A 19,384-nucleotide genomic window follows, 5' to 3' on the forward strand; every position below is an offset into this window, starting at 1 on the left:
AGAAGTATATGGGCGGATCGTCACTTCCGCTCTATACTTCTTATTTTCATTTTATCTAATCCTGTTCCTGCAATAATCTCAGGTAGTGGTTCGCTTCCCTCAGTACATGGTCTGCAAGGAGCGGAAGTATAATGGAGGAAATCTCACAATCAGAAATTCCTTTTGTTCCGGCTTCTTTAAAATCACGGTATCTGCAGGTTTCCTCCAGTGTTCTCTGGGTAAGTTCATCCATTGTCATGCAATTCTTTGTATTGGCTTCTTCCAGAAGACAGGCATATTCATTCGCAAAATTATTCGCAGTTTCTATGAGTTCCGCCTCTGAAGGATCCAGTAATCCACGGATAAACAAGGCATGTTCCATCATAATCTGATTCCAGAATAATTCCATCTCTCTTCTGTTTTCAGGACATATGGTACCTTCACACTCTAATTCCCTTAAAAATGACTGATATAGCTTTGCTTCCCGGATGATATGCTGAATGAGCAACGGATAATTGGCGGTAAAAAGCCGGCATGTATTAACATCTTTTAGAATATTCTCTTTGAAATCGATTAATCCGCTTACCAGCTCCAGGGCCCTTCGGTTTAATGCTCTCGTCCGTTTTTCTATCTCTTTCACATTACAAACCTCACAGTTACACCTAAGCTGATGCTCAATCAGGGTAATGTTACTATTGATTGGGATTCCTGTAAGATGCTGGGTCTTCTTTTCTGCAAGTAATGTATAAGGCGTTACAATTTCACAGGACTCCAAAACTTCACAGCTGATAATCCCATCGCTGATTCTTGCAGTTTCTGCTAATAAATTTTCAAATTGTATTCTGTAGCATGATGCTGTCCTGATACATGCCGCATCTTTTCTCATGAACCCTGCTTCAAGAAACAGTGAATGTTCTTTCATGATTCGTGCAAAAAAACAGATGTAATTCTAACGATTGTGAAATAAAGTGATGCATATTGAATCTCCGGTAAGTTTAAGCGTTCTTTTTATTTATATGCAAGACATTACGGAAGGGGTCCGTTTGTTTGAAATTTTTATAAATTCTATTCTCCCGCCATCTAGATCAATTTCAGCTTTTCAATGATAGCTGGCTTACAAAGCCAGAGTTGCTTCCAGCATCTCTTTTGAGCGATCTACAATCTTCTTCACTTCACCCATGCTCTTCCTGGTCAAAACATCCTGGTATTTTTCCATTAATTCATAATTGGGAATACACAGATAACCATCATGATAGGATAGGAAACCATAGACCACTATAGCTGATAAAATTTCATCCCTGGTATCCAGTTGTAATTCTGATGCACTATATCCTTTTAATTTCACAGGTACCTTAATTCCTGCTACCATTTTCACAATATCTTCCCGTACTTCATCTACGTTATGTTCGATGCAGTCTGCAATCTCATTCATAGGCCCGGTCTTCGTCCAGTAATTCAAACACATACCGCGCATTAAAGCTTTACTTACAGAACGAGGATTAAAAAGGCTTTTACTATCGCTCAGATAATAACCATCATACCACTGCTTCACTTCATCAAAAGATATACTCTGACCAAGATAATCTTCTTTTTCATCTTTTGTCATGAATTTTTTAAGATGGAATCCCATTCATCCAAAATACAACCAGCGCTTTCATACCGCCCAATGGGACCCGTCAGGTATAAAAACTATTCTGCAATCGCCCACATCCGCACCGGAAGCCCCGTTGCTCCTTCAATGGGAAGAAATGCCGCAATGACTACGGCTCCCGCAGGAGGGACTTTGTCCAGATTGCACATTACCTCTACCTGAAGCTTACCCTTTTTCAAAAGATAGCGTTCACATGCAAGATCCCCTGCTTGTGCAGCCAGCTCGGATGCATCAGTATCCAGTGTCTCATGGCCGTTTGCTGCAGCATTTCTCACCTCGTAAATATACTGCAGCGCCTCCATAGACCATCCCGGAAAATGTTCACCGCCATTTTCATCGAAATTGGAAATGGCATCCATATCCGGCCAGCGGGAACTCCATCCCGTATACAGTGCCACAAAGGCCCCGTCCGGGATTTCACCGTATTTTTCTTCATACGCTTTAAGGTCCTCTACCGTAACCGCATAGTGCACATCTTGTTTTACCTTATCCGAAATATCAATAACCACTAATGGAAATACCATATCCTTAACGGAATATGCTTCCGATAAAGCTTCCCCTTTAATAAAATGCCCCGGGAAATCAATATGCGTACCAAACTGACCCGGAAATTTGAAAGACTGAATCAGACACTCCAATTCATTGCCCCAGTCATATACCGTTTTTGAAAGCTCCACTGCTCCTTCCGGTATACCGCTCCAATAAGGGCTGGTGTTGTTCAGGGGATGCGAAAGTTCAATCCAGCGGTAATTTTTCAGTTTCTCTAGTTCTTCCCATAGTTTGTACATATATGTTTCCTCCCTATCTGTTATATTTTTACAAAAAGCCATAATATAAGCTATTTGTCAGTTAAAATGTTACGTAACGTAAATATCATGAATTATGAAAGACAGCTCTGCTGCAAATCTCATATTAGGCAAAGTATAGCAGGTAACATTGGAAGTTACAAGATATATAAGATAAATTATTTTCATTTTTCTGTACTTATTTATCATCTAATTAATGAATGATATGTTTATTGCAAAGCCTATTGTATTATAGTAATATAAAATATAAAACAAAAACAGACACAATTGAAACTTAACGTTTATCTGGCAAAGAGGATTCCCAATACATTTTCTGCAGCAGATATACAATGAGGAAGGACCACTATGTATATAAAACATTATTCCAATAAAAATACCTTACTATTACGAGTTACACTGATCATTCTATCTGCTGCTGTTTCCATAACGGCAGTTATACTTTTCACCACATTGTTTCGCTTTGACCAGCAAATGAAAGTGGATGGAAAGTTATTTCCTGTAGAAATCATCGGGGAATACAGTGAAGAAGGCGGCCCCTGGAAGACTTTAATCCACCAGACTGATTTTGAAAATAAGGATCTAAGGGATATTACGGTGCGTGGTCACTTCAGCAGGGATATTCCGGAAGGAGATAAGTTCTTTATTAACATCGACCATATGCGTGTTTCCCTTAGCATAAACGGTAAAGAAATTTATGCTACCGGACCTGTAAGAAGCCAGGGAAATCCCACCCAGGCAGTTGGGAAACAGTGGGTTACCATTGTTTCACCGGGCATTACCTCCAGCGACAGTGTGGAATTAAATTTTGGCAATCTCTATGGGAATGCCTATATGATTCAGTTTGATGAATTACTCCGGCAAATGCATACCGGTGATGAACGAATGATGTTGTTTAAAGCAATAAGCAATGACGGGTGGACGATGAGCATCGGTACGATTTTTCTGTTCCTGACGTTATTTTTGCTAATCGTTGCTCTGGAATGTGCCATTTTGAAACTTAAAGGTGCACGCCGTTTTCTGTGGCTTGGATTGGTTACACTGTTTTCCTCCATCTGGTTCTATACCCTGTCTCCTGCCCCTATGCTGGTTTTGCCCTTTCCTGTATTTCTGAATGTCCTTTATGCCTTTTCCATGCAGGGAATCGCAGTATTTGTTGTACTATTTGCAGCTGAACATCTCTCCGGCTGGAGAAAGCAATCCTTATTATACTGTACCGGCCTTCTGATGCTTGTCACCCTTGCTGCAATGCTGAATCAGATATTCCTTATACAGGATCTCTATACTGCCATTAATTATTTCTCCATTCTGGACCTGCTCATTGCACTGTGGGTAATCTTCTGCCTGTTTTACGAAACACGCAGGCTGAACAACAGAGAATCTGCCCAATTACTGAAAGCCATTTTCCCTCTGGCAGTCTGTGCAGTTTTAGAATTAATCAATGGATATGTGCAGTTTTCAGAGGCCGCCATTCTATTGGGACTGGGATTAATCTCCTTTTCCCTGATTGAGGAAATCTATACCATACGAAGGATCAAAGAGAGTATGAACAGTGAAAAACGTGCCCTTATCCTTGAAAATGAGTTAAACCAAAATCGTATTTCCGTGATGCTCAGCCAGGTACAGCCCCATTTTCTCTTTAATGCCCTGCAGGGTATCAAACAGCTCTGTGACACAGAACCTGCCCGGGCTTCAGAAGCATTAGAGCGTTTTTCCTTTTATCTCAGGGGTAACCTGGATTCTTTGATGGACAAACAGCTGATTTCTTTTGAGAAGGAAATGTTTCATGTGAACAATTATCTGTATCTGGAAAAGATGCGGTTTCCGAATAAGCTGCATATCGAAACCGAGATTCTGTATCAGGACTTTCTGCTTCCCCCTCTTACGGTCCAGACAATCGTGGAAAATGCAGTGCGGCATGGAATTATCAGGAGAAAATCCGGGGGTACGCTGCGTATTAAAAGTGAGCGAACTGACGATAACATTATGATTACCATCCGTGATGACGGACTTGGATTTGATTTGGAGATTCCGAAAGAGGATGGACGTACACACGTGGGAATCGAAAATGTACGCAGCCGGCTCATGCTGCAATGCGGCGGCTCCCTGGTGGTCGAGAGTGAAGCAGGTGTGGGTACAACAGTTATAATTATTCTGCCGCAGAACGTGGAGCTGAAATCTCAGTAATTGGGGGTGTCCATTGAAAGGTTCTAAGCTCAAAGGGCTTCAGCTCAAGCTCCTGCTCATACCCGTCCAGCGGAAGGCATACCTTCACCTTTCGCCTGCGTCCTGTGCTTTCAAACAGGCGAATCACATAAGCCTCCTGACCGGCAGCCTTTCTCCAGGAAGATAGAATTACAGCGGGATCATCCACTAAGAACCTGACTACAATTGCAATACAAATAGGCTTAAAAGATTCCCAGCACTTTTCAAAACTTTTTCTTAGCATAATAGGAATCACCCCCTTTAAGTATCGAAAACTTTTGAAACACGATGAATTAGAAAGTTGAATATATAACAAAAGAAGAGGATTCTGTAAACCAGAGTCCTCTTCTTTCACTATCAAAATCATTTACAATTAAAAGTTAAAACATGTTTCTATTCCAGCTCAAATGCACCTGTATACAACTGATAATACTTGCCTTTCTCTTCAATCAGTTTATCGTGACTTCCGCGTTCAATAATCTTACCATGATCCAGAACCATAATAACATCTGAATTTCTGACGGTAGAAAGCCGATGGGCAATTACAAATACTGTTCTGCCTTTCATCAGTGCATCCATTCCCCTTTGAACAATGGATTCCGTTCGCGTATCGATGGAACTTGTCGCTTCATCCAGAATCATTACCGGAGGATCGGCTACCGCGGCACGGGCAATTGCCAGAAGCTGTCTCTGCCCCTGGGATAAGTTCCCGCCGTTTCCGGACAGCTGCGTATGATATCCATCCGGAAGCCTGGTGATAAAGTCATGGGCACCGGAAAGCTTTGCTGCTTCGATGCACTCTTTCTCTGTAGCATCCAATTTTCCATATCTTATATTTTCCATAACTGTGCCTGTAAAAAGATTTGTATCCTGGAGTACAATGCCCAGTGATCGACGCAGGTCAGCCTTTTTAATTTTATTAATATTAATACCATCGTAACGAATTTTACCGTCCGCTATATCGTAAAAACGATTAATTAAGTTGGTAATGGTCGTTTTTCCTGCTCCGGTTGCCCCAACAAAAGCTACTTTCTGCCCAGGCTCTGCATAAAGAGTAATATTCTGAAGCACGATTTTATTTTCTTCATAGCCAAAGTCCACATCGAACAGCCGTACATCTCCGGTTAATCTGGTGTAAGTTGTGGTACCATTTTCATGAGGATGTTTCCATGCCCAGGTGCCGGTACGTTCTGTACATTCCACCATCTCTCCGTTAACTTCTTTTGTATTGACCAAAGTTACATATCCTTCATCTACTTCCGGTATTTCATCAATCAGGGTAAATACCCTGTCAGCACCAGCCAGACCCATAATAACCGCATTCAGCTGGTTGGATACCTGACTGACATTTCCGGAAAATTGTCTGGTCATATTTAAAAATGGAACTACAATGCTGATGCTGATTGCCATACCCGATATGCTAACATTTGGAACGTTACTAAGAAGCAGAATACCACCAACTAAAGCAACTATTACATAGAGTACATTTCCAATATTGTTAAGGATCGGCATCAGCGTGTTGGCAAATTTATTTGCCTGCTGGGCATCGTGAAACAATGCATCATTGTAACGGTCAAAATCTGATTTACTCTCTTCTTCGTGGCAAAATACCTTTACGACCTTCTGCCCATTCATCATTTCCTCCACAAACCCCTCTGCTTTTCCCAGAGCAATCTGTTGGCGGATAAAATATTTAGCTGAATTTCCTCCAATTTTCTTTGTGACAAGCACCATAAATACCACACCGATAACGACTACAATTGTCAGCCATACGCTATAGTAAAGCATAATAGAAAATATCGTCAGCACCGTAACGGCAGATACTAAAAGCTGAGGGAAACTCTGGGATATCATCTGACGCAGAGTATCAATATCGTTGGTATAGTAGCTCATAATATCACCGTGGTTGTGGGTATCAAAATAGCGGACTGGAAGATCCTGCATACCGTTAAACATTTTCTGGCGCAGCTTTTTTAGTGTACCCTGCGTGATTACAGCCATCATCTGGTTGTAAATAACAGATGCACACAGGGACAGTACATAAAAGGTTACCAACAGCAATACCAGTCCGATGATTTTGGCAGAAACCGAATCCCAGTCACCGCTCTGCCAGCTCTGTTCTATGGTTGCAATTACATTCTGCATAAAAATAGCCGGGATGGAACTGACAACCGCATTGAAAATAATGCAGATCAGTACCACAGGCATCATTACAGGATAAAAACTAAACAGTGTCTTAATTACCCGCCCTAATACTCCTTTTTTACTCTTCATCAGAACCACCTGCCTTATTTTGTGAATTGTATACTTCCTGGTAAATCGTATTTCCTCTTAACAGCTCTTGATGGGTTCCCACTGCATTAATGGTACCTCCATCCATGACCACAATGCGGTCAGCATCCTGTACAGAAGAAGTTCTCTGTGCAATGATAATCTTAGTCGTATCGGGAATAAACTCCCGAAATGCTTTTCTGATCTGGGCATCCGTTTTCGTATCCACCGCACTTGTAGAATCATCCAGAATAATAATTTTCGGTTTCTTCAAAAGAGCTCTGGCAATACAAAGCCTCTGTTTCTGACCGCCTGATACATTGGAACCACCCTGTTCTATGTAAGTATCATATTGCTCCGGGAACTGCATAATAAATTCATCCGCCTGAGCCAGCTTACATGCTTCTATCATTTCTTCGTCTGTGGCTTCTTTATTTCCCCACCGCAGATTATCTTTAATGGTACCGGAAAACAGGATATTTTTTTGCAGTACAACTGATACCTGGTTCCTAAGGGTTTCTATATCATAATCTTTAACATCAATCCCACCTACTTTCACTACCCCTTCTGTAGTATCATAAAGTCTTGAAATCAGCTGGATTAATGAAGATTTTGATGAACCGGTTCCTCCGATAATACCTATTGTTTCTCCTGATTTTATATGAAGATTAATGTCGGCAAGCGCCATTTTTTCTGCTTTCATTGAATATTTAAAATTAACCTGTTCAAAATCAACAGAGCCGTCTGCCACTGTAAATACCGGTTCTGCCGGATTCGCCAGCGAACTGTCTTCTCTTAATACTTCAACAATACGTTTCGAAGATTCACTTGCCATGGTGATCATAACAAATACCATAGACAGCATCATCAGGCTGCTCAATATCTGAAAGCTGTATGCTAACAGAGAGGATAACTGCCCTACGTCCAAGTCCAGGCCTCTGGAAGTAATAATTGTATAAGAACCAAATGACATCACAAATATCATTACAGAATAAATACAAAACTGCATTAGCGGATTGTTAATGGCTAAAATCCTCTCCGCTCTTGTAAAGTCATTGCAGACATCTCCCGCAGCTGTTCCAAATTTTTCTTTTTCGTAGTCTTCTCTCACATAAGATTTTACAACACGCATGCCTTTGATATTTTCCTGCACAGAATTGTTAAGAGCATCGTATTTTTTAAATACCTGCTTAAATAATGGCATTACTTTTCGGATTACCAAAAAGAGTCCAAACCCCAAAATCGGGATTACAATCAGGAAAACAAATGCCATTTTCCCACCCATAATAAAAGCCATGGCAAAGGCAAATAACAGCATTAACGGACAGCGGATAGCCGTTCTCACAATCATCATGTAGGCATTCTGTACATTGGTAACATCAGTGGTAAGCCGGGTTACCAGGGATGATGTTGAAAATTTGTCGATATTCTCAAAGGAATAACTCTGTATTTTATAGTACATATCCTTTCTGATATTACGGGCAAAACCGCAGGATGCCGTTGCGCATGCAGTTCCCGCCAGTGCTCCAAAAGTCAGGGACAATCCTGCCATGACTACCAGCAGCAATCCGTATTGAAGCAGAACTATAAGATCACAGCCCGCTTTTATCTGATTGACCAGTTGCGCAATCAAAAATGGAATAATACACTCCATAACAACTTCCAAAGAAACCAATATCGGTGCCTGTATGGAGGCTTTTTTAAATTCTCTGATACATTTCATAAGTTCTTTTATCATTGCTTTTCCTATCTCCTTTTCTATTTTCCATCATCTTTACCAACAAAATAACGGGCAGGTTAATCAACCGGATTTATGTGATTAACACTACTCGTTTCGCCTTTTTAGCTTCTCTATTTATTTGTGCCCGCAACTAGTTGGGTAAATGATTACCTTCCAAAAAAATATTCTGTTCCCTTGTTCCCTGCCTGCTTTAATAATGTGAGAAATTCTGCTGCCTGCTCTTCTGTCATATCCTCTGTAATCATAGTTTCCCAGTCTGACATTACTTTGTTTATTGTGTCAAATGCCTTATAAGCTTTTTTAGTGGGATATAACCTGCTGGTGCGCTTATCATTTACAAAAGTTTCTCTGGTGAGATACTCTTCTTTTTCTAAATAATCCAAAGCTCTGGTAATATTACTTGGATGGACATAAATTAACGTCTTCAGCTTATCCTGGGTAATGCCGGGATTTATACAAATGTGGATAATGAAGACATGATGGCTGCTGTTGATATTCAGCTCTTTAAATTGTTGATCAGCGTATACATTACTTAATCTTCCTAAAATAGACAGCCACTTAAATACTTGACCCATGACAGCACCCTGCTTTCTTTTTTAGTCATTATAGCACTATATTATTGCGTGCGCAACTTCTTTTTTATTTTTTATTCTTTTTTGATTTTAATTGTGACACACAGATGTCACAATATACATGGTATGATTATATCAAAAAGGAGGTATTTATTATGAATTACGAATGGAAAAAAGAAGAAAAAGAAATATATCTGCCGAAAGCAAAGGCTGTGCTGGTCTCCGTACCCAAACAAAGATTTATATCCCTGAAAGGAAAAGGAGACCCAAACAGCTGCGAATTCAGTGAAAAAATCAGTGTACTTTTCCCTGCTGCATACAGCATAAAATCCCAATATAAAAAATATTGCAAATCCACAGCCCAGGATGTTTTATATGATAATTATTCCGTTAACCCTCTGGAAGCTGTATGGGACATGACTGAAGACGGAAAACAGTCTGACAAATTAATAAAAAGTGAACTTATTTATGAAATGATGATCGCTATTCCGGATTTTGTGCCGGACGAAGTAATTGCAGAAGGGATTGCAAATGTTAAGAAGAAAAAACCGAATCCTCTCCTGAATGAATTATCTGTGATTACCATGGAAGAACGTTTATCCGTTCAAATACTCCATAGCGGATCCTATGATGATGAACCAGCCAGCTTTAAACTGATGGATCAATTCTGTCAGGATTATAACCTCAGAAGAACCGATGATACGCATAAAGAAATATATATCGTTGTTAAAACCGTCATTCAGGCTAATTTAAAAACCGTTCTGCGCTACGATGTATGCCCAAAATAAATATGTTCCTCTTGTTACATTTATGTTAGAATAATGACATGGGGTATACCAGGAGGGATTGCTATGCAGAGTAATCGGTTGTTTGAAATTATTTATATACTGCTGAATAAAAAAAAAGTTACTGCTACGGAGTTGGCTGAGTATTTTGAAGTGTCAAGACGTACCATTTGCAGGGATATTGAGATGCTCTCTTTCGCCGGCATTCCTATTTATGCCAATAAGGGAAGATACGGCGGAATCAGCCTGCTGGACAATTTCGTTTTAGATAAATCACTGATCACTGATTCGGAACAGCAGGAAATTCTAGCATCCTTAAAGATATTGGAAGAATTGAAATATCCAAATGCCAAAGAATCTCTTGGCAGACTGGCAAATCTATTTCAAAAGACCAACGATGATTGGATTTCTGTCGATTTTTCGCATTGGGGAAGTCATACAGATGAAATCGATACTTTTTCCATAATCAAAAGCTGTATTTTACAGCAGATAATCATTGAATTTGATTATTTTAATTCTTTCGGACAAAGCAGTTGCAACCGGATAGAGCCGTACAAGCTATGGTTTAAAGAAAAATCATGGTATTTAAAAGGATATAGCCTCAAACACGAGGATTTTCGAATTTACAAAATGACACGGATTAAAAATTTAAAAGCCGCATCCCAATCCTTTGCCAAAAGGGAACTGCCTTCCGAATCTGCCGGCATAGAAATGAAATCCCCCTTTGAACTTGTGAACTTAAAACTTCAATTTTCCAGTGAAATCGCTTACCGGGTTTATGATGAATTTGATTTGGAACAGATAAAAGAAGATGAAAAAGGAAATTTAAACGTAACTGCGGAATATCCCTTAAATGACTGGGTATACGGTTATATCCTATCGTTCGGAAAAGAAGTGGTGGTTCTGGAACCGGACCATGTAAAAAAGCATATCTTGGAGATTGTAAATAAGATTACCGGAAATTATGAAAGGTGACATACTAATGGCACCTTTCTTGCGTTACCATATCACTAAAGGAGCGAAAGTCTAATGAAAATGACATTAAAAATTGAGGAGCAGATGTTTGCGCCTTGCGGGATGAATTGCATGGTCTGTTATAAACATTGTTTCACAAAAAAACCATGCCCTGGATGTATGGGTATGAATAACCCCTGTTTATTTCACTATATTTGCTGCCGGTGTCACCTTTTCTTTTATAGGCATTAAAAGATCTAACTGTAAATGTTCATCATCTTTATCGGGTTGTTCAATATGATTGTAGAAATTCAAGTGTTCCTCCAATAGGCCGCACATATGCTCCTGATCTTGCAAGTCACCTGCAAAATCATATCTTTCGTTTTTCATAATCCAATCAAGAAATGAATCCCACTCATTAAAATTTCCAAAAGTAATCATATGAGCCGCATATAAGCCTCCGCAGAATTTCTTTTTTTCAAGTGGATCTGGTACTTCCATCTCATCAGGAATCGTTACCCAAGTCTCATAACCATGATAACCTGTTTCATCAACCGGATTAGGGTGATTAAAGCCATACAGTCTCAGATCCGGTTTTAATTTACCCAAAGCACTTTCCTTTACAAACTTGTCAATTAAGAAGTTTGCATTTAATTCAGGTTCATCCCCAATACAATGAGCCGCAGCTACAGTAGCCGGAGGCAGATAGATAATTCGTACATCATTGATTTTGGAGAGGCGCTCATCTGCTTTCTTTAATTTGTCTGCGGATTGTTCTTCTTTAAAATTAATACTAATAAGACTGAGAGACTCAATAGTCGCCAGCAGTGTATCATCCTGGGATATCAAATTCTTCAGTGGCAGCTCAGTCGACTTGCTGAGTTCTTCAACAAAATGATTTAGTATATCTCTAATTGTGGAAAGAGCTGTAATTTCTTCGTCTAATTCTTCCATGTTCTTCCGGAAAATTTCGATTGCCGCTACCGCATTTGTATTATTCAATATAATAGAAATTTGGCGGACAGGTATTCGCAGCTTACGCAATAGTATGATCTGTTTCATTCGGGTAACTGCATTATTATCATAGATACGGTAGGAATATCCTTCCCGCCGGGAACTGCTGATTAATCCAACCTTTTCGTAATAGCGAAGCATTCTCGTTGAAATTCCCAAACTTCTGGATACTTGGCTTATTGTCATTTCCTCCATTTTATACCTCCTTGTTATATCTCATGTTATAGTTTATATTTTAAACTGCGACACGGTGTCAAAGTCAAGTAAAATAAGTATCTGACTCAGATGAACATCTCTTCCCATGAAATTTGGCGTTGAAAACAGAAAAACGGTTATATTTCACTCTTTTTCTAAAATTCCTCTTTGATACATTCCAAAAATATTCTTGCTAAAAGGGGATCGAACTGGCTTCCCGCATTTTTTTCTATCTCTGCACAGGCGTACTCTTTTGTTCTATTTTCATTATTAACATCGTTAGCCAATGCATCATAACTGTCTGCAATACAGCATATCCGGGCTTCCAACGGGATTTCCTCACACCGAAGGCCATCGGGATACCCTTTTCCGTCCCAGCGTTCATGATGGTATTCTGCCATAGCCCACACCGTATTCTCATATTTCTCCTGGTCTTTTTTTAACATACAGACGGCAATGTCTCCGCCGTATTCGGCATGATTATGGATCATAGAACGCTCTTTTTGTGTCAGGGGAGCCTTTTTACAAAGTATTTCTCCTGGTATTAATATTTTACCTGCATCGTGATAGAGGGCACCTAAACGAACGGCTTCTATAGAAAGTTCTCTTGCAGCCTGCGCATACGTCTGGGCAGAACACATTTTTACAAACAGGGCACAAGCGTACTTTGCAGTAAGACCTTGATGAATATAAAGATCTTTCGGCAAATTTAAATAAAGCCTTTTGAAAATTTCCTGCACATTATTTTGTTTTAATCTTTGCATAATTTTCCCTCCTTCACCAGACTGCGATTCGTATACAAGAGGCGGCTAAAAATAATTTAAAATCCGGGAAAATTTTCCTGTATATTTCTCCACTGCTTCTGTTATATTATATCTTTATAATATTAACAAATCATGATATCCGGCTTATCTTTCGCAAAATACTTTATTTTACGAAAATAACCTTTTTCCCCTTTTCCTATCACCGTTCCCAGCAGCGATCCTGACGGCTTATGACGGCTTATATTTTTATGCTGTAAGACGATTCAGCTTTAACATGGATTTTTGAATATGCTGTTTTGTAGAGTGTCCATACCATTCCAGGGTGATCTTTGCGGAACTATGTCCCAGAATCTCTTTCAATGCCTGGATATCCCCGTTTTTTTCAATAAACCTTGTGGCAAACGTATGCCGCAGTGTATGAAAGTGAATGCCCTGAAGCCCGATTGATTCAGTTACCCTGGTCAGATGATATTGTAATACTCTGGGATCCATCGCATTTCTGCCTGCCCCAAAGATATAATCACTCCCCAGGGCTTGGTTATCTTTTTTGAACTGAACCAGTATCTTCACCAGAAAACGGGGGAGGGGAATAAATCGTCTGGATGAGTCTGACTTTGTTTCCGTCAGGAGCAGTTTCGTCTTCTGTTTCTGCTGATGATACAGCGAGACTCTTTGAATACTGTGTGATACATGAATTCCCCCGGTCAGCGGATCAAAATCCTGCCAGGTATAGCCACAGCATTCCCCTACCCTGCTGCCGCTGTAAAGAGCCAATAACACTGCCAAATCCTTTGATTTTTTATCATCCAGTTTCTCTTCTATCCGCTTCTGTTCATTCAATGTCATAAATCTCGGTTTTTTCCGCTTATATTTTTTCTTTTTATAGGGTAAAAGCGGAAGACCCGATATCAGGTTTCTATCCCGGGCGCTGCACAGAGCTGCCATAAACCGTTTACAGATATTTTGTGCAGTAACTGTTGTAATATTTTTATCAAGAATAGCATTGTAAACAATCTCCATTGTTTTGTTATTCATATTCTTCAATTTAATTTTACCAGCCGATGGAAGTATATGACGCTCTACCTGGCCTCTGTACACCGCGTAAGTAGAATACTTTACCTCTGGCTTAATTACTGCTTCCAGCCAAAACTCCAGCCATGCACCTATTGATCCGTCCCGGTAAATTTCTTCAGACCTGTCAATTGTTTTTGCCAGCGTCCTGTCCGCTTTGCATATCTCCAGTTTTTTCTTAACCTCTGTATAGGTCTTTCCATATATATAAGAAAAAGCAGTCCTGCCGTTAGGCTTCCTTCCTATTACATATCTGCCTTCCCACCTGCCATCCTTCCGTTTATAGATATTCTCTCCTCGTCTTGCCATGCTGTTCACTCTCCTTCTAAATTTGACGGCTTATCTGACGGCTTAAAAATTCCACCCCGTACTCTACAATACAGAACTTTTTGGACAAATGCTTCAAAGAACTTTATTATTTCACAAATTCTTTCATAAATATTGAGAAAAATCTACATAGTATTGACAATTATATCCAATTATGGTAGACTCATGCCATAATTTAAGTTGTTTTTAACAAGATTTTTATTCAATATCATAAAATAAAGTATTTTACGAACGGCAAATAGGCTTCAGGCTATTTCAGCGGTTCTTTTTTTGAGTATAAATAAGCTGAAAAAAAGGAACCAAAAAGAGATTCCGGAAAATTCATTCTATCCCTATCCCTTGACATAAGTCCATAACTATAATACGATGAAACCATCAAAATAACTAAAAACCTTTCAAAAACCACTCAATATAAATAAACTGTCCAAACCTCAAATAGAAATCAAAAGGAAAAGTAAGGAGAATGCAGACCATGACTACCGAAATTACAACCATTGACAGCTACATTAGCCAATACACGCCAGAGATTCAAGAGATATTAAATATCATAAGAAACCACATCAGGGAGTGTGCCCCTGACGCAGCCGAAAAAATCAGCTGGGGTATGCCAACCTTTACTTATCACGGTAATCTGGTGCACTTTGCCGCTAATAAACATCATTTAGGATTTTATCCCGGTGAGAATGGCGTTGCATGCTTTAAGCAAAAATTGACAAAATACAAGTGCAGTAAGGGAGCAATTCAATTTCCATATGCAGAACCATTGCCTCTTGACCTTATAAAAGAGATTGTTGCATTCCGGTTAAAGGAAAATATGCAGATATATGAAGAAAAGTTAAAGAAAAAATCTAAATGACACTGCATTTAATCATTTGTTTGACAGTGGATATAAAAAAGGCGCTGACCAATGACAAAGACTTTCATACTTCGTCATCAGGCAGCGCCCTTTTTTATAATTATTTACTCCACCACCACACCTTTTTGCAGCATTACATTTGCATAAAGCGCTTTTTCACTAGTAGTAATGATCGCATAGACTTTCTTAGCCTCTTCATAGAATGCGAACCGTTCGATATTACCAACTGCGTTCTCGCCTCTTTCATCATACTTTGCAACGATTTCTTTGTATGTATCCCAGATTGGTGTCTCTACATTGTCTCCAGCCATTACTTCCATAAGATTAACCGGCTGTTCTACATAGGTATCCAATGGCATTACCTTTAAAATGGCATCTAATATTTCAGGTACCCCATGTCCGTCACAGCGGATAACTATTGCATCTTTTCCCATGGATTCTGCCGGGAAATTGCCATCTGAAATGATGATTCTGTCACTGTGTCCCATTTCACATAAAACTTTTAATAATTGAGGTGATAATATCTGTGGTATTCCTTTTAACATAATTTAATGTCCTCCAACTTTTCTTTTATTTGCATAGATGCCGGTTAGAATCGGTACTACTACTGCACTGATAACAACAACTGCCGCAATCTGGGTTGCCGCTGTCTCAGCATATGGTTTCCAGGCAGGATCCACAAGGGCAATCGCCGCCGGCACTCCGATAGCATTGGCACCGGTGGCACAGGCTGCAAGCCCCGCATATCCCGGACGGCCTGCAATTAATTTATCGCATAGCACGGTAAATGCCCCGCCAATACCCAAAACGATGACACTTAATAGTATGCCTTCTATTCCGGCACTGGCTGCATTTTTCAAATCAATGCCCGCACCCAGGGTAAATCCTATAAATGGCAGCAGCAGCTGTATTCCGGGCTTTAAAAATTCCCTTATCGTTTTACTGATATTTCCAACTAATATTCCCATCAGCAGGGGGATTACCGTAGCGATCAACGAGATCGCTGAAAAACTGGCTGACCCCGATACGCCCAGAACAATTAAGGTAAGAAATGGGCCATTGGTCAATGAAAGGGGGCCCACTACTGCTGCATCCGCTTCATCTCCATAGGCCGCAGCCAGAGAGAGGTAAATGCTTCCGTTAATATTTGTAATGGCACAAACTAGTGCCAATAATGAAACTCCAAATATGCCTTCGTTTCCCACAAGCCTTCCGATCAACAAAATACTCAGGAAACCAAGCAGAAATTTGGATACCAGAAGCGCTGCACTCCGTCTTGCCACCAGACCCAATTCTTTCATCTGAAGCTGGCTTCCAAGGCACAATAGCTGCACGCCCATAATGGTAATTGCTCCTTCCGCAGAGAAGACAGCGGTTGTAAATGATCCGATTTCTAAGATATCCGGGAAAAAAGAGTGAATGATTATCCCCATAAACATAGGGATAATCATTAATCCTGCCGGTACTTTTTTTAATACCTTCCATATCATATATTATTTTACTATAAATCCGTCTTCATCCCATAAGTCATGCCAGTCATTGGCACCTTCCCATAAGAATACCTGACCTTTCACCAATCTGTTATTTCTCTCTAAAGTCGCAATAGACGCCATTTCTTCTTCGGTTAACGGATCTTCCGTTGTAAGTTTTAAATTGCTTACATATTCTGCTTCATGAATGGAGAATGGAATCGGAATCTGTCCTCTTTGTACGGCCCATTTCAGTGCGATAACCGCAGGATGACAATTGTGAGCTTTGGCAATGGAAACCATTTCCGGAGTCTGGATATCCGCGATATCTTCCGGACACATGTCTCTTTCCGGTCTTGTTGGGGAACCGATGGGCATAAAGCCGATTGGCTGAATATCATGAGCTGTCAGGTAGTCAAATAACTTCTGTTGCTGGAAGCATGGATGCAATTCCATTTCACATGCAACCGGTTTGATTCTTAGTTTTGGCAGTACCGCCTCTAATTTCGGAATTGTCATATTGGAGATACCGATGCTTTTGATTAATCCCTTTTCTACTAATTCTTCACATCTCTGATAAGTAGCCACAAATTCTTCAACACTGAATGGTTTGGAATTCGGATTACGGGAATCTACGTCACAGTGTGGTGCATGGTAATTCGGGAATGGCCAGTGGATAAAGAATAAATCCACATATTCACACTGTAAATCTGCAATACTCTTTCTGCAGGACTCCTCCACTCTCTCATGCATGTCATTCCATACTTTTGTCATTATGTAAAGATCTTTACGTTCTACCACACCCTCATCCATTGCATCTTTAAATACTTTTCCAATTTGATCTTCATTTCCATAGCACGCCGCACAGTCAAACATACGGTATCCGCAGCGGATTGCTCCCGCAACTGCTGCTGAAACCTGCTCAGCAGTAAAACGGTCGGAACCAAAGGTACCCATTCCGATGCAGGGAATTTCTTCACCTGTATAAAGTTTTCTTTTTGGCACGATAGCCGGATTAATAAAATTACTCATGTTTGTTTCCTCCTATTTATAATTATTTTTTATTGATAAGTTAATAAATCTGTATTATACATATCTCAGTTTATAAAGATTTGTATTTCCCTGATCTCCCGGTTCATTATATTTTTTTCATCAGACCTTTCAGGCTCTCATATAATTCCAGGTATGTTTCATAGTTTTTCCGGTAAAGCCGGTGCTTTTCCATATCCGGCTCATGCCGTCTGGTAACTTTGACCGTCAACTGTACCGCTTCTTCAAAATCTTTGTATACGCCGACTCCCACACCGGCGAGAATCACTGCTCCCAGTGTGGTTGCCGTATCAGAAGACGGAACTACAATCGGCTTTCCTGTAATGTCCGACTTTATCTGGGTCCACAGCAGTGAATTTGCCGAGCCTCCCATTGCTCTTAGTTCTTCCACCTTTGCCCCAGTGTCTTCTGCAATATCCAGGTTATGCTTTAAAGAAAAAGCAACGCCTTCCATAGCCGCCCTGACCATATGCCCTTTTGTTTTATTAAAGTCCAGGCCATAATAAACACCTTTTGCATTTGGATCCCATATCGGGGATCGTTCACCAGCCATATAAGGCAGGAATACTACACCGTCGCTTCCGGGTGATACCGATTCCGCAATCTCATTTAGCTGCACCAGTGATGGTTTACCGACTCTCTCTGCAATTTCCCGTTCATAATCAGCAAATTCCTTTTCAAACCAGCGCATGACACCGCCGCCGCCAACGGTTCCTCCCTGTAAAAGCCACTGTCCGGGAACTACATGGGCACCCATTATTAACCGGGGATCTGCTGCATACTCTTCCATACAGATGCTCATTCCACCTGCCTGACCACCCTGTTCCTGGGTTTCTCCAACGTGGATAACTCCGGCACCAAGTGTTCCGCACGCAGCGTCGAGTCCCCCTGCAACTACCGGAGTACCCACAGCCAGCCCGGTTTCTTGTGCTGCACCTGGGGTTACGGTCCCAACTACCTGATGGCAGGGTACCAGTTCCGGCAGAAAACTTCTGGGGATGCCCATTTTTTCACACATATCATCGTTCCAGCAGCCATTTCTCATGTCGAAGCAATGCACCCCATACCCCTGTGACAGGTCATGACTTAAAACATCCGTTAACCGGTATGCAATAAATGCATTTGACTGAAGAATCTTGTCAATCTTTTTATACATTTCCGGAAGGTGCTCTTTATACCATAGAATTTTTGCTGTGGTATAAGATGGCTGCAGTGAATTCCCTGTGAGTGCGAATATATTCTCTTCTCCGATTTCGCTGTTGATTCTGTCACAGATATCCTGCGCCCTTGTATCCATCCAGATCGGAGTATTTGCAAGCACATTACCCTCTTTATCAATTGGAATTGCCGACCAGCTTTGACCGTCGATTCCAACGCCTGCAATGTCTGCAGCATCTATATGATTCATTTCCAATAATGATTTAATCGTGCCGCATACAGCTTTCCACCATTCGTCCGGATTTTGCTCTGCCCAGCCGGGCTGTGGATAATAGACCGGATATTCACCGGTACCGGATGCAATTACCGAGCCATTTTTTTCAAACACTGCTATCTTGCAGGCACTCGTACCGATATCGATTCCTAATAATAATTGTCCCATACATGACCTCCTGGCGGCGGCTGACTATGCCGCTATTGTCTGGTATTCCCAACACCTTTTCTTATATTATAGATTTT

Annotated in this window: 18 protein-coding genes; 4 read left to right on the plus strand and 14 right to left on the minus strand. The window is 40.5% G+C overall.

The window, feature by feature from the left end; genetic code table 11:
- Positions 1–55 precede the first annotated feature (55 nt).
- From RHS_RS06995 to RHS_RS07005, 3 genes are all read right to left on the minus strand, one after another.
- Entirely contained in the window at positions 56–865 is an 810-nt protein-coding gene (locus tag RHS_RS06995) for a DUF2935 domain-containing protein (protein WP_395021612.1), read from the minus strand.
- 228 nt (positions 866–1,093) lie between these two features.
- Complete coding sequence (locus tag RHS_RS07000) at positions 1,094–1,609, minus strand: hypothetical protein (RefSeq protein ID WP_047832730.1); 516 nt, start codon at positions 1,607–1,609, stop codon at positions 1,094–1,096.
- A 59-nt stretch (positions 1,610–1,668) separates the two neighbouring features.
- Positions 1,669–2,418, minus strand: a complete 750-nt coding sequence (locus tag RHS_RS07005; protein WP_044295276.1) for a cyclase family protein — start codon at positions 2,416–2,418, stop codon at positions 1,669–1,671.
- Between the two features lie 363 nt (positions 2,419–2,781).
- Here RHS_RS07005 and RHS_RS30435 point away from each other — a divergent pair, with 363 nt between their 5' ends.
- The gene (locus RHS_RS30435) at positions 2,782–4,620 is read left to right on the plus strand and encodes a sensor histidine kinase (RefSeq protein ID WP_395021615.1); all 1,839 of its coding nucleotides are present in this window, start codon (positions 2,782–2,784) and stop codon (positions 4,618–4,620) included.
- On the opposite strand, the gene RHS_RS07015 is transcribed toward RHS_RS30435, so the two are convergent.
- The 4 genes from RHS_RS07015 to RHS_RS07030 form a co-directional block, all read right to left on the minus strand.
- A complete protein-coding gene (locus RHS_RS07015) occupies positions 4,583–4,882 on the minus strand; it encodes a hypothetical protein (protein WP_047832731.1) in 300 nt (99 codons plus the stop codon). The two genes, RHS_RS30435 and RHS_RS07015, sit on opposite strands and share 38 nt — an antisense overlap.
- Positions 4,883–5,031: 149 nt before the next feature.
- Positions 5,032–6,912 carry an ABC transporter ATP-binding protein gene (locus RHS_RS07020; RefSeq protein ID WP_044288913.1) on the minus strand — a complete coding sequence of 627 codons (1,881 nt, stop codon included), beginning with the start codon at positions 6,910–6,912 and terminating at the stop codon, positions 5,032–5,034.
- On the minus strand, positions 6,902–8,647 hold the full coding sequence (locus tag RHS_RS07025) for an ABC transporter ATP-binding protein (protein WP_027292669.1): 1,746 nt from the start codon (positions 8,645–8,647) through the stop codon (positions 6,902–6,904). Before RHS_RS07025 ends, RHS_RS07020 begins: the two co-directional genes overlap by 11 nt.
- A 149-nt stretch (positions 8,648–8,796) precedes the next feature.
- Complete coding sequence (locus RHS_RS07030; protein WP_047832732.1) at positions 8,797–9,225, minus strand: MarR family transcriptional regulator; 429 nt, start codon at positions 9,223–9,225, stop codon at positions 8,797–8,799.
- 152 nt (positions 9,226–9,377) lie between these two features.
- Here RHS_RS07030 and RHS_RS07035 point away from each other — a divergent pair, with 152 nt between their 5' ends.
- Positions 9,378–10,010 carry a GyrI-like domain-containing protein gene (locus RHS_RS07035; protein ID WP_395021619.1) on the plus strand — a complete coding sequence of 211 codons (633 nt, stop codon included), beginning with the start codon at positions 9,378–9,380 and terminating at the stop codon, positions 10,008–10,010.
- Positions 10,011–10,073: 63 nt separating this feature from the next.
- Positions 10,074–10,982, plus strand: a complete 909-nt coding sequence (locus tag RHS_RS07040) for a WYL domain-containing protein (RefSeq protein WP_047832733.1) — start codon at positions 10,074–10,076, stop codon at positions 10,980–10,982.
- A gap of 180 nt (positions 10,983–11,162) precedes the next feature.
- On the opposite strand, the gene RHS_RS07045 is transcribed toward RHS_RS07040, so the two are convergent.
- The 3 genes from RHS_RS07045 to RHS_RS07055 all read right to left on the minus strand — a co-directional run bounded on the left by RHS_RS07045 (position 11,163) and on the right by RHS_RS07055 (position 14,314).
- Positions 11,163–12,170, minus strand: a complete 1,008-nt coding sequence (locus RHS_RS07045; RefSeq protein ID WP_027292665.1) for an effector binding domain-containing protein — start codon at positions 12,168–12,170, stop codon at positions 11,163–11,165.
- 155 nt (positions 12,171–12,325) lie between these two features.
- Positions 12,326–12,934 carry an HD-GYP domain-containing protein gene (locus RHS_RS07050; protein WP_395015451.1) on the minus strand — a complete coding sequence of 203 codons (609 nt, stop codon included), beginning with the start codon at positions 12,932–12,934 and terminating at the stop codon, positions 12,326–12,328.
- A gap of 246 nt (positions 12,935–13,180) precedes the next feature.
- A complete protein-coding gene (locus RHS_RS07055; protein ID WP_047832734.1) occupies positions 13,181–14,314 on the minus strand; it encodes a site-specific integrase in 1,134 nt (377 codons plus the stop codon).
- Positions 14,315–14,804: 490 nt separating this feature from the next.
- Here RHS_RS07055 and RHS_RS07060 point away from each other — a divergent pair, with 490 nt between their 5' ends.
- Positions 14,805–15,188 (plus strand): iron chaperone, encoded by a 384-nt coding sequence (locus tag RHS_RS07060; RefSeq protein ID WP_330373732.1) that lies wholly within the window; start codon positions 14,805–14,807, stop codon positions 15,186–15,188.
- Between the two features lie 104 nt (positions 15,189–15,292).
- Here the strand turns inward: RHS_RS07060 and RHS_RS07065 are convergent, their stop codons facing one another.
- The 4 genes from RHS_RS07065 to xylB all read right to left on the minus strand — a co-directional run bounded on the left by RHS_RS07065 (position 15,293) and on the right by xylB (position 19,307).
- Positions 15,293–15,733, minus strand: coding sequence for an RbsD/FucU family protein (locus tag RHS_RS07065; protein WP_027292662.1), 441 nt, complete (start codon positions 15,731–15,733; stop codon positions 15,293–15,295).
- A gap of 3 nt (positions 15,734–15,736) precedes the next feature.
- A complete protein-coding gene (locus tag RHS_RS07070) occupies positions 15,737–16,678 on the minus strand; it encodes a 2-keto-3-deoxygluconate permease (protein WP_047832735.1) in 942 nt (313 codons plus the stop codon).
- A gap of 3 nt (positions 16,679–16,681) precedes the next feature.
- Positions 16,682–17,689 carry an aldo/keto reductase gene (locus tag RHS_RS07075; RefSeq protein ID WP_047832736.1) on the minus strand — a complete coding sequence of 336 codons (1,008 nt, stop codon included), beginning with the start codon at positions 17,687–17,689 and terminating at the stop codon, positions 16,682–16,684.
- A 106-nt stretch (positions 17,690–17,795) separates the two neighbouring features.
- Positions 17,796–19,307 (minus strand): xylulokinase, encoded by a 1,512-nt coding sequence (gene xylB, locus RHS_RS07080; RefSeq protein ID WP_047832737.1) that lies wholly within the window; start codon positions 19,305–19,307, stop codon positions 17,796–17,798.
- Positions 19,308–19,384 lie beyond the last annotated feature (77 nt).

Origin of the sequence: Robinsoniella sp. RHS (genome assembly GCF_001029355.1) — a bacterium.
GTDB classification, from domain to species: Bacteria; Bacillota; Clostridia; order Lachnospirales; family Lachnospiraceae; genus Robinsoniella; species Robinsoniella peoriensis.